Source organism: Arcicella aurantiaca, assembly GCF_003148625.1.
Lineage (GTDB): Bacteria > Bacteroidota > Bacteroidia > Cytophagales > Spirosomataceae > Arcicella > Arcicella aurantiaca.
This window is the reverse complement of record NZ_QGGO01000002.1, coordinates 37,705-49,331: the sequence shown is the minus strand read 5'-3', so window position 1 is coordinate 49,331 and position 11,627 is coordinate 37,705. Positions and strand designations below refer to the sequence as shown.

Sequence of the window (11,627 nt, the reverse complement as noted above, 5' to 3'; positions counted from 1 at the left end):
TGGCTACTCTTTTTTATTATCGTTGCTTCATTAATTTCGCTTCAATGGTTTGTTGTGTATGAGGAACTGCTCTGAGGCGTTCTTTCGGAATTAATTTTCCTGTATCAATACACACGCCATAAGTTCCGTTTTTGATACGGATAAGGGCATTTTCTAACTGTGTAGCAAACTTCTGTAAGCGTGCTGCCAATTGGCTCATACTTTCTTTTTCTGAACTATCAGCTCCGTCTTCCATCAATTTTGAACTTCCACCTGTTACGTCAGTACCTGGGTCATTACGTTTATGAAGTGCTTCACGAATGTAGTTTAATTCAGCTCGAATATCATCCAACTTTTTAGTGATTAATACCTCAAATTCTTTAAGGTCTTCACTCGAGTATCTGGTTTTTTGTTCTACTAATGTCTCCATATTAACTTTCGAATAGGGTTTGTGGGTTCAAGAATAAGGATTCTATTGACTTTGGAATCGTCTGTCCGTAAAAATTTTCACAAAGATAAAATCAAAATGTTTTAAATATCAATATTTCAAGAATTAATTAAATTTTTTTAAAATTTTATGATTTCTTAATTCTTATGTTTTACCAATGATTATTTGGTGAAAACGCTAATCTTCAATAAAGTTAAAAAGTAAAATACAAAAACACTTCAAATTTGTCTGTTTTGCCTGAAAATCAAGTATTTCTACTTAAAATAAAAACACTTGATTTATTCATTTCAAAGGTTGTAAGTTTGTGCAAATCATCAACAAACACATCTAAAATTGCTTGTTTGTAGTCTTTGGTCAATTAGTCGAGATTTACAAATATAGAGATAACAGCCTCTATGAATTATGATAATTTATGTTTTTAATCAAACTATTTGTCATTTCATAGAATATAAATAGGCAGTTGCAGATGGTTTTCTTTAAACATGACATACATAGAACCTGCTCCAATTAAGGACAAAGAAAATCCATTGGAATCCATGATGCAACGCTTTGATAAAGCCGTTGAACTTTTGGGAATTTCTGATGAAATGTATTATATCTTGAAAGTACCAGCTCGCCAAGTTACAGTTGGGCTTCCTATCACGATGGATAATGGCTCGATTCGAGTTTTTGAAGGACACCGAGTATTACATTCTAATATTTTAGGACCGGGTAAAGGCGGAATTCGTTTTGACCCAGATGTTAATTTAGATGAAGTGCGTGCTTTGGCAGCATGGATGACTTGGAAATGTGCCGTTGTGGATATTCCTTATGGCGGAGCAAAGGGTGGAATTGCTTGTAATCCTCGTGAGATGTCGGCAGGAGAAATGGAACGCCTTATGCGTGCTTACACCGTTGCGATGTTGGACGTTTTTGGTCCTGACCGTGATATTCCTGCTCCCGATATGGGAACTGGCCCTCGTGAAATGGCTTGGTTGATGGACGAATATTCAAAAGCGAAAGGAATGACGGTAAATGCCGTAGTAACAGGTAAGCCTTTGGTTTTGGGTGGTTCGTTGGGACGTACCGAAGCAACTGGACGTGGCGTAATGACTTCAGCTTTGGCGGGTATGGATAAATTAAAAATCAATCCGTATAAAGCAACGGCTGCGGTGCAAGGTTTTGGAAATGTAGGCTCGCACGCAGCGGTATTGTTGCACGAGCGTGGCGTGATGGTAAAAGCTATTTCCGATATTTCGGGAGCGTATTACAATGAAAATGGAATTGACATTGAAGGAGCAATCAAATATCGTGATTTGAACAAAGGGACTTTAGAAAACTTCCCCGGAGCTGAGAAAATCACCAATGATGAATTACTTACCCTTGACGTGGACGTATTAGTTCCTGCGGCAAAAGAAGACGTAATTAACAATGAAAATGCTCCTTATATCAAAGCTAAAATGATTGTTGAAGGGGCAAATGGCCCTACTTCGGCATCAGCAGATGATATTATCAACAACAAAGGTATCTTGGTTGTGCCTGATATTTTGGCAAATGCAGGAGGTGTAACGGTTTCGTATTTCGAGTGGGTACAAAATAGAATTGGTTATAAATGGACGTTGGACAGAGTAAACCGTCGCTCGGATAGAATTATGAAGGATGCTTTTGATAAAGTCTTCTTGACGTCTCAACAATTTAACGTACCAATGAGAATTGCAGCGTATATCGTAGCGATTAAGAAGGTTTCGGATACTTATAAATTTAGAGGAGGATATTAGCAGTTGGCAGTTATCAGTGAACAGTTATCAGTGAACAATAAAATTACTAATAACTGTTTACTGTTCACTGTCAAATTTATTTTTTTCAATAAATCAATTATCATCGAACAATTACCAAATTAAAGCTACTGATAACTGTTCACTGTCAAATTTATTTCTTTCAATGAATCAATTATCATCGAACAATTACCAAATTAAAGCTACTGATAACTGCTTACTGTTAACTGATAACTGTTCACTGATAACTGTTCACTGATATAGCTATTTCTTTCAATAAATCAATATTTTGCTCAATACCATTGCCTACCACAATGACATCAGCACCCGCTGAAAGGGCATTTTTTGCTTTTTTAGCGGTATTGATTCCCCCACCTACAATGATTGGCGTATCGACAGATTGTCTGACTGCCGCAATCATTTCTGGCGAAACAGGATTCATCGCTCCCGAACCCGCATCAAGATAAGTCAATTTTAATCCTAACATTTCTCCAGCCATTGCGGTACAGGCGGCAATCCCTGCTTTATCGTGTGGAATGGGTGTTGTGTTGGAGATATAAGAAACCGTTGTTGGCTTTCCGCTATCAATTAGCATATAACCTGTTGGGAGAATTTCTAAACCACTTTTCCGTAAAAGAGGGGCTGAAATAACGTGTTGTCCAATCAAAAACTCTGGATTTCTACCCGAAATTAAAGATAACAACAAAATGGCATCTGCTTGTACGTCAATGTGAAGGCTATTTCCCGGAAATAAAATAACGGGAATATTCGTTTCTCTTTTTATTTGGGCAATCACTTCTGAAATTACATAATTAGTAATCAAACTGCCACCCACGAAGATATAATCAGCACCATATTCCGTGCAGAGATTCAATAAGTTAGAAAAGTTATCAAGATTTACTTTGTCGGGGTCAATCAAAACGGCAAAAGATTTTTGACCTTGAGCTTTTCGTTCGTAAAGGTTATTTAGTAGATTTTGGGTCATTATTTTCTTTTAAAATCGCCAATGCTTCCATGATTTTGTCTTTGGCAACTGCCATTACAAACGCAATCATATAGCTTTTGATTGACGAAACTAACCACGATTCTTTGTCTTTTTCCTTCTTTACAACAACAGGTAAATTAGGATTTTCAACGACAACTTGTGTTGTTTTTTTCTTTTTAGAATCGGAGGTAAATAAACTAAAAATCACATAAACTCCTGCCAATGCCGTACCCACAATGAGGGCGGTTGTGCCAATACGAGCGGCTTCAGATTTGAGGTCATTTACCTGACCATCAATCGTTTTTTTATATGCTTGTGCCTCTTTGTGTAGTTGTATTTTACGTTCTGAGGTCTTTTTCGGGCTTACGGTTGGAAACATAATTGTAATGGTTTTAATCTCTTTGTAAGATAAAAACTACCCAAAAGTACAAAAATTGCCTTTTCGATGGAAAAAAAAGTTTCGATTAACGCTCTTAAACAGGTTTTAACAATTAGAATTCTTCATCTTTCAGAATATCATCTTCTTGTTGTGCTGTTGGTAAAAAGCGTTTTAAAACTAAAAAAGCAATGCCTATAATAATGGCTAATAGGATAGTAACAATCAAAAAACCGAGATAGTTGCTTGCTAAAACATGATTCAAAAATAAAGCCAATGTAAGTAAAACAAAAATGAAAAACATTGCTCCAGACAATACCAAAATAGCAATAATCGCTACTTTCTTGATGGTATCTTCAATTCTTTCTTGAACCTCTACCTTGGCAATTTCGATATTGGTTTGGACGTATTTGTACAGATTGTCAACCAATCCGTTTGGGTCTAATATTTTCATGGAATAAAATTAATTAAAAACGAAACTATAAACTATTTGTCGCAGACAAATTTAGACCATAGATTGAACAGATTTTATAGATTTACACTGGGATACACAATCGGATAAAATCAAGAAAAATCAGCGAAAATCAGTATAGTCCGTTTCATCTGTGGTCTATCGTTTGTCTTGTGAAAAACCTTTTATTGTTCCGATTAAAAAAGCGTATCCCACAGCAAATATCCGTTTAAACTAATGATAATGACGGCAATAATCCATGACATAATCTTTAACAGATTTGAGTTTACAAATTCACCCATTTTCAATTTATCGCTCGTAAACATAACCAACGGCACTACCGCAAAACTCAGTTGAAGCGATAAAATAACCTGACTCAATACCAATAAATCGCCTGTGCCTTGTTCTCCGTAAAGAATCGTTACGATAAGTGCTGGCACAACGGCTACTAAACGAGTTATTAAACGTCTGAGCCAAGGTTTTAGGCGAATATTCAAAAAACCTTCCATCACGATTTGCCCTGCCAACGTACCCGTAAGCGTGGAGTTTTGTCCTGATGCTAAAAGAGCAACGGCAAAGAAAATACCTGCAAATTTTACACCCAAAACAGGGTCGAGCAAATGATAAGCGTCATGAATATCAGCAACATTTTGATTTCCTGAATTATGAAATGTTGCGGCTGCCATAATCAAAATAGCAGCATTAATAAAAAAGGCAAGTGATAAAGACAAAGTAGAATCAATCGTTGCGAAATATATTGCCGAACGCTTTCCTTCTGCATTTTTCTCAAAATTTCGAGTTTGTACAATACTTGAATGTAAATACAAATTATGAGGCATAACAGTCGCTCCCAAAATCCCGATAGCCACATAAAGCATTGCTGGATTGGTTACAATTTCTGTTTTCGGTAAAAGATTACCAAATATTTGAGAAACGGACGGTTGAGAAACAACAATTTCGTAAGCAAAGCAACAAAAAATCATGAAGATTAATGAACCAACAATGCTTTCTAATGCTCTGAATCCTTTTCCTTGAAAATAAAGTAAAACTAAAACATCCAATACCGTAATCACAACGCCAACCGTCAGCGGAAGTCCAAACAACAAATTAAGGGCAATGGCTGAGCCAATAACTTCGGCTAAGTCGCAAGCTGCAATGGCAACTTCGCATAAAACCCAAAGAATAATTGCCGTCGGTTTAGAATACGCATTTCGGCAGGCTTGGGCTAAATCTTGCCCCAAGACAATACCTAATTTTAAAGAAAGATGTTGGAGTAACATCGCAAAAAGATTAGAAATTAGGATAACCGAAATAAGCGTGTAACCAAATTTAGCACCTCCTGCAATATCTGTTGCCCAATTTCCGGGGTCCATATAGCCAACCGCCACCATCAGTCCCGGCCCTGTATAAGCCCATAATTTACGCCAAAACGAGCCATTTTTAGGGACATTTATCGACGCATATACTTCTGGTAATGAATGATTTGTATTGTTGCCTTGTATTTCCATTTTTACATTAATCAATTTGTATTACTGTAAGTTACACAAAAGTATTTTCAAATATTTGTAATTCAAAATATTTTTTTAGGCTTGTCTAAAATTTATTTATTATGTTGAAAAATAATATCTTTGTTTATTGTTGGGATTAGGGGTTGGGTTTTAGGTTTTAGGGTTTTAAAGATTAGGTATCTAATTTCTAAAACCTAATTCCCAAAACCTAAAACCTAATTTCTACTACCTAAACACAAAGTCATGATTTCATTTACTGAAGAAAACTACTTAAAGATTATTTATAAACTGTCTGCTGAAACAGAAAGCGAAATCAGTACCAATGCCGTGGCAGAACTGACGCAAACGAAGGCGGCTTCTGTGACTGATATGCTCAGAAAACTTTCTGAAAAACAGTTGGTGAGTTACCAAAAGTATCAGGGTGTTCGACTAACTGAAAAAGGGGCAGAAGTGGCTTTGAAGGTTATCCGAAAGCACCGTCTTTGGGAGGTTTTTTTAGTGAATAAATTGGGGTTCAATTGGGATGAAGTACACGAAATTGCAGAAGAATTGGAACATATCAATTCGGAAGAGTTGGTGCAACGCTTAGATGAATTTTTAGATTATCCACAGTTTGACCCACACGGTGACCCAATTCCAGATAAAGATGGAAAAATGCCAGAATTAGGTTATAAAAATCTCTCTGGTATTGCCATTAATCAAACGGTAGTGATGATGGGAGTGGCACAACATTCAACGAGTTTTTTGCAATATTTGGCAAAAATTGGAATGAATTTAGGGGCGAATGTTACCATAATTGAAATCAATGATTTTGATAAATCAATGACCATAAATAATGGAGGAAACTCAAATTATTTTATTAGCCACGAAGTTGCCAAAAATATTTTAGTCAAAAAGAAGTAATTCTGTGCGTATAGATATAAAAAAAGACCTAATAAAGCCGCCACTTTATTAGGTCAAAAAAATTTGCGTTATTAAAACGCATGACAAAAATAGGAAAACTGCACTTGAAAGCAAGATAATTAAGACTAAAACTTGCCTAAATTTAGCAAAAATTACATGAGCAAAGAATTCTGTTTCTCAGTTGCATGAAAAAAAGGATAAAAAAGAATGAGTATGTTTTTTCTGTTTTCACATTAACAATTTGACACTCTTCTATTAATATTTTAAAGTCTAATACTAAGAATTAAGGAGTTAATTCAAGTATTTTGAGTCATTTGCTTCATCTTTCAAATGCACTCCACTTATCTTTTTTACTTTCATTTCATTTAAAAGGTAGATGATTTTATCAGAAGCTGTTTCAGGATTCATGCCTTCAGGGCGGATATTGGATACACAATTTCTACTCTCATCAGTTATGCCTACTTGAGGATTAAAAGTGATATACGCTCCCATACTATTGGGGGAAGTCAGTCCTGGACGTTCACCAATAAATACTACCACAATTTTGGATTTTAGTAGATAGCCAATCTCGTCTGCAACTGCCACTCGTCCCTGTTCTACAAGACAAATAGATGCAATTTTCCAATTAATTTTATTGAGTTTTGCTATAATATTTTCTAAAACTGAACCAATATTTTGATTGATAGCCTCAGCAGAAAGTCCGTCTGTAACGACAAAACAAACATCTGACTCCTCTGCTTTCATCGTCTGCAAGACTTCCCGAGACTCTTGGCTTAATGTTCGCCCTAAATCAGGTCTTTGTAAATATTGAGAACGATTTTCTATACCACTTTTTAGGTGAATGATTGGTAAATCTAAAGTCAATTGTAGGGATTCTGATAATGCAGGAATATTAAGGGTTGAATAAACAGCATCACGAGCTTGGGCGTGGTCTGCTTGAAATTTTAGGAGTTCATTTGTTGGAAAACTATGACCAGCCCGCCCACGAGCGATACGTGCAGGAGTATAATTTTGAAGAAACTGCCAATGGTCAACTTGCATGATTCAATCGAGTAATTTTGAATGATATTGATAGTCAAATATAGGCATTTTGTTGGATTGGTTTACCTTATATCAATACAAATTGTGGTGGATTGAGTTCTTGGAAAATGATTGTGACAAGGTGATTTTCTTTGTATATTTGACAAATTTCTTAACATTTAAAACACTGCAACTATGCTCGCTAAAACCTTCGGAAGTGCCGTTCACGGCGTTGATGCTACAATAATAACTGTGGAAGTTAGCGAAGGACAAGGACAACATTTCTACATCGTGGGACTGCCAGACGGAGCCGTCAAAGAATCTGAACAACGAGTGGAGTCTGCCATTAAACAAGTCGGTTATTTCTTTCCAAGAACAAAAGTTGTCGTAAATCTTGCCCCTGCGGATATTCGTAAGGAGGGTTCTGCTTATGATTTACCCATTGCTTTGGGGATTGTCCATGCTTCGGTACAAGCTAATTTGAAAGAATTAGAAAATTACGTTATCATGGGAGAATTAGCCCTCGATGGGTCGCTTCGCCCAATAAAAGGCGTTTTGCCAATAGCTATTGAAGCCCGCAAAAGAGGATTTAAAGGTTTTATTCTTCCTACGGAAAACGCAATGGAGGCTTCTATTGTGAATAATTTGGATATTATCGGCGTAAAAAACTTAAAAGAAGCGATTGATTTTCTAAGAGGTTCTCTGAAAATTGAACCTTTAGTTACGGATACACGAGATATTTTTGCCAGTTCTCAAAATGATTATGATGCCGATTTTTCTCACGTTCAAGGACAAGAAAATATAAAAAGAGCCTTAGAAATTGCCGCAGCAGGTGGGCATAATGCCATTATGATTGGGCCTCCCGGAGCAGGGAAAACCATGTTGGCGAAGCGTATTCCGTCTATTTTGCCACCGCTTACTCTTCATGAAGCATTAGAGACAACTAAAATTCATTCTGTTGCTGGAAAATTAGGCACAAAAGCCACTTTGGTTTCTACCCGACCGTATCGTTCTCCGCATCATACTATTTCTGATGCTGCTTTGGTAGGAGGTGGGAGTAATCCACAACCCGGTGAAATCTCTTTGGCACATAATGGCGTTTTGTTTTTGGACGAGTTGCCAGAGTTTAAAAAGACGGCATTGGAAGTGATGCGTCAGCCTTTGGAGGACAGAAAAGTGTCAATTTCAAGAGCAAGATGGGCAGTTGAATTTCCATCAAGTTTTATGCTGATTGCCAGTATGAATCCTTGCCCTTGTGGATATTATAATCATCCCGATAAAGAATGTGTTTGTGGACCGGGAGTCGTTCAAAAATATTTGAATAAAATTTCAGGCCCACTTTTAGATAGAATTGATTTGCACGTAGAAGTTACGCCTGTGAAATTTGAGCAATTATCTTCTAATCGGAAATCGGAATCGTCAGAACAAATTAGAGAAAGAGTGATTAAAGCTCGTGAAATTCAGACGAATAGATTTAAAGATTTTCCAGAAATATATTCTAATGCCATGATGCCTTCTCAGATGGTAAAAGAAATTTGTGTAATTAATGAAGTTGGTAATTTATTGCTGAAACGTGCTATGGAACGGTTACAATTATCTGCTCGTGCTTATGACCGTATTTTGAGAGTAGCCCGAACGATTGCGGATTTGGCAGGGACAGAAGACATCAGAACGGAACATATCGCAGAAGCTATTCAGTATAGAAGTTTGGATAGAGAGAATTGGGCAGGATAATTTTAGTTGCTCGATGTTGGGCTAATATTCTGTCAACATCGAGCAATTGAATTAAAATATTTCATCAAAAAGAACTCTCACATACACGCCCCAAGACTGATTGTATAGTGGTGAAGATGCAAAACTTGAAACATTATTAAAGCCCATATTGTAAGATATACCAACTTGAGCCAAACGGTCAAATTGTAAGCCAATTCCAAGATTTAAGCCATAATCAATTCTGTTTAGTCCATTGCCAAAAGTAGCGTTTGTTCGTGAAAATGTGCTATCTGCTCTTGTTTCGGTTTTGTTCAAGATTGTTCCAGACGTAACAGATTGCCCAACAATACCTATACCTAAATATGGACCTCCCCAAACAGATAAATGTGTAAAACTATAAGCTGGATTTCCAAAAGTATAATTGAAATTTGGACACAAATCAAGATAATGTAATGATAAGGAATTGCTTATAAAAGTAGAATCTGAAAGATTAGTTTTTGCTCGATAACCACGTGGAGTATAACGTACTTCAGGTTGAAATTGCAGATTTTTACTAAGTTGATAGTTGATGCCAAAACCCACATCTACAACAGGTTTGAAACTGGTGGGCAAGGAATTATCGCTACGAACATCAACAGAACGAAGCCCAAAATGAAAAATATAATGGTCTTTTTTAGTCTGACCATTTAAAATACTTTGAAATAACAATAACGTAACAATAGTTGAATAGAGGAAACGCATATTTATTGATTAAGGTGGCGGCATCTCTTTAGAGTTTATACGTTTAAAGATAAGAGATAATTTTGTAACTCAACCTTAACAAATGTTGCTTTCCGAAATAAATTAATAAATGTTAATATTTAAAACATCTTATTCCATCCAAAACGAATCAGTAATAACATTCCGATAAAACCAATGGCGATATACTGAAAGGGAACGTAAGTAATGGCATATATACGCAGTCTATCTACAAACCACATGATACCAATCATGGCAAAAACCAAAGTGACAAAGCCCGATAACTTACCAAAAGCGGGTACGTATTCAAAAGGAATATTTCGTTTAATAATAATGAGCGTTCCGACCATCGTAACGATTGGTAAAAGTTGTGTTACAAGGTTCATATCCCAAATGCTCTGACGCTCAAAAAGGAAAAGATACATATTTAAAGTAATAGCAAAAATTCCGGGAATACACGCCAAATAAGCCAAAATAGCATAGACATGACGGTTCGGACTTTGTTGCGGAGGCGTATTTGGATTTTGCCAAATACTACTCAGGAATGTCAATAAGGGTACACACAAAAGAAACCATAATAGCAAAGAAGGATTAGCGGAAATATTGGCAAAAATGTCTCGTAAAGTCATTGTAAGAAAAGTTTAAGAATTTTGGTTAAATTGCTTTTATGTATAACAAGTGAAATGTGATTGATGAAAAGTGGTGATATGATTATGTATCTATATTTGCCAAATTCAATAGAAAGCAAATTGATTTGCTTTCATTAGTCGCCTTTCGTTCGCTATTATTTAACTTAATAAAACAAAAATATGAAAATTGATATTAAAGATTTTGAATTTACAGGTGATAAAAAATTAGATATTAAAAAATCTGATACTAAAATTAAGGATTTTTATGAATCAGAAGAAGATTATAATACACTGATGGCTGAACTCCATGATAAAATGGATAAATATCAAAGCCTTATGTACGCCCATGACCGTTACTCGATGCTTCTGATTTTTCAAGCTTCTGATGCAGCGGGTAAAGACGGTACCATCAAAGCAGTATTGTCAGGCGTGAATCCAGCAGGGGTGGAGGTACATAGTTTTAAACGCCCGTCTGAGCAAGAATTAGCCCATGATTTTATGTGGAGAAATACCCTCAAAATGCCAGAAAGAGGAAAATTAGTCATTCATAACCGCTCGTATTATGAAGAAACATTGGTGGTGAAAGTTCACCCCGAAATCTTGACAAATTACCAAAAGATTCCTGCTGAGTTTACCAAAGATTTAGATAAAGTTTGGGAACAACGCTATGAAGATATTAATAACTACGAAAAATATCTATCAAGAAACGGAACGGTTATTCTTAAATTCTATTTGAATATCTCGAAAGAAGTTCAAGCCGAACGTTTAATTGAACGGATACAAGACCCAACCAAAAACTGGAAATTTGAAGAAGGCGACGTAAAAGAGCGAGATTCTTGGAAAAAATATCAGAAAGCTTATGAAGAAATGGTGAATGAGACGGCTTCAAAAAATGCTCCTTGGTATGTAGTTCCTGCCGATGATAAAAAGAATATGCGGTTGATTATCAGTAGTATAATTTTGGAAAAGATGAAAGAATTGAAAATGGAATACCCAGAAAGTACGCCCGAACGTCAAGCCGTTTTACAAGGTTTAATTGCCAGAATCAATGAGCAGAATTTGGAGTAGTTTTTTGGGGAGTTTATGGTTTATGAGTTTATGGTTTATGAGTTTATGGTTTATG

The 11,627-nt window shown here is 36.1% G+C and carries 12 protein-coding genes; 4 read left to right on the top strand and 8 right to left on the bottom strand.

All coding sequences use genetic code 11. From position 1 onward, the window contains the following. Positions 1-16 precede the first annotated feature (16 nt). Positions 17-409, bottom strand: a complete 393-nt coding sequence (locus LV89_RS01845) for a TraR/DksA family transcriptional regulator (protein WP_109741159.1) — start codon at positions 407-409, stop codon at positions 17-19. Positions 410-909: 500 nt separating this feature from the next. On the opposite strand from LV89_RS01845, the gene LV89_RS01840 reads away from it, so the two are divergent. After that, entirely contained in the window at positions 910-2,184 is a 1,275-nt protein-coding gene (locus LV89_RS01840) for a Glu/Leu/Phe/Val family dehydrogenase (protein ID WP_109741158.1), read from the top strand. Between the two features lie 235 nt (positions 2,185-2,419). On the opposite strand, the gene LV89_RS01835 is transcribed toward LV89_RS01840, so the two are convergent. From LV89_RS01835 to LV89_RS01820, 4 genes are all read right to left on the bottom strand, one after another. Further along, a complete protein-coding gene (locus LV89_RS01835) occupies positions 2,420-3,166 on the bottom strand; it encodes a phosphoglycerol geranylgeranyltransferase (protein ID WP_109741157.1) in 747 nt (248 codons plus the stop codon). Further along, complete coding sequence (locus tag LV89_RS01830) at positions 3,144-3,545, bottom strand: hypothetical protein (RefSeq protein ID WP_109741156.1); 402 nt, start codon at positions 3,543-3,545, stop codon at positions 3,144-3,146. The genes LV89_RS01835 and LV89_RS01830 overlap by 23 nt, the downstream gene beginning before the upstream one ends. Positions 3,546-3,657: 112 nt before the next feature. Next, positions 3,658-3,996: a phage holin family protein gene (locus LV89_RS01825; RefSeq protein ID WP_109741155.1), complete on the bottom strand. Its 339-nt coding sequence runs from the start codon at positions 3,994-3,996 to the stop codon at positions 3,658-3,660. Positions 3,997-4,190: 194 nt separating this feature from the next. Continuing rightward, positions 4,191-5,501: an Nramp family divalent metal transporter gene (locus LV89_RS01820; RefSeq protein ID WP_109741154.1), complete on the bottom strand. Its 1,311-nt coding sequence runs from the start codon at positions 5,499-5,501 to the stop codon at positions 4,191-4,193. 243 nt (positions 5,502-5,744) lie between these two features. On the opposite strand from LV89_RS01820, the gene LV89_RS01815 reads away from it, so the two are divergent. Then, positions 5,745-6,404 carry a metal-dependent transcriptional regulator gene (locus LV89_RS01815; RefSeq protein WP_109741153.1) on the top strand — a complete coding sequence of 220 codons (660 nt, stop codon included), beginning with the start codon at positions 5,745-5,747 and terminating at the stop codon, positions 6,402-6,404. A 291-nt stretch (positions 6,405-6,695) separates the two neighbouring features. Here the strand turns inward: LV89_RS01815 and eutC are convergent, their stop codons facing one another. Then, positions 6,696-7,445: an ethanolamine ammonia-lyase subunit EutC gene (eutC, locus tag LV89_RS01810; protein WP_109741152.1), complete on the bottom strand. Its 750-nt coding sequence runs from the start codon at positions 7,443-7,445 to the stop codon at positions 6,696-6,698. 174 nt (positions 7,446-7,619) lie between these two features. Between eutC and LV89_RS01805 the strand changes: the two genes are divergently transcribed. After that, positions 7,620-9,158, top strand: coding sequence for a YifB family Mg chelatase-like AAA ATPase (locus tag LV89_RS01805; protein WP_109741151.1), 1,539 nt, complete (start codon positions 7,620-7,622; stop codon positions 9,156-9,158). A 51-nt stretch (positions 9,159-9,209) separates the two neighbouring features. Here LV89_RS01805 and LV89_RS01800 read toward each other — a convergent pair whose 3' ends face one another. Beyond that, positions 9,210-9,878, bottom strand: coding sequence for a porin family protein (locus tag LV89_RS01800; RefSeq protein ID WP_109741150.1), 669 nt, complete (start codon positions 9,876-9,878; stop codon positions 9,210-9,212). Positions 9,879-9,997: 119 nt separating this feature from the next. Beyond that, positions 9,998-10,504, bottom strand: a complete 507-nt coding sequence (locus LV89_RS01795; protein WP_109741149.1) for a hypothetical protein — start codon at positions 10,502-10,504, stop codon at positions 9,998-10,000. A gap of 180 nt (positions 10,505-10,684) precedes the next feature. On the opposite strand from LV89_RS01795, the gene LV89_RS01790 reads away from it, so the two are divergent. Beyond that, positions 10,685-11,572, top strand: coding sequence for a PPK2 family polyphosphate kinase (locus LV89_RS01790; RefSeq protein WP_109741148.1), 888 nt, complete (start codon positions 10,685-10,687; stop codon positions 11,570-11,572). Positions 11,573-11,627 lie beyond the last annotated feature (55 nt).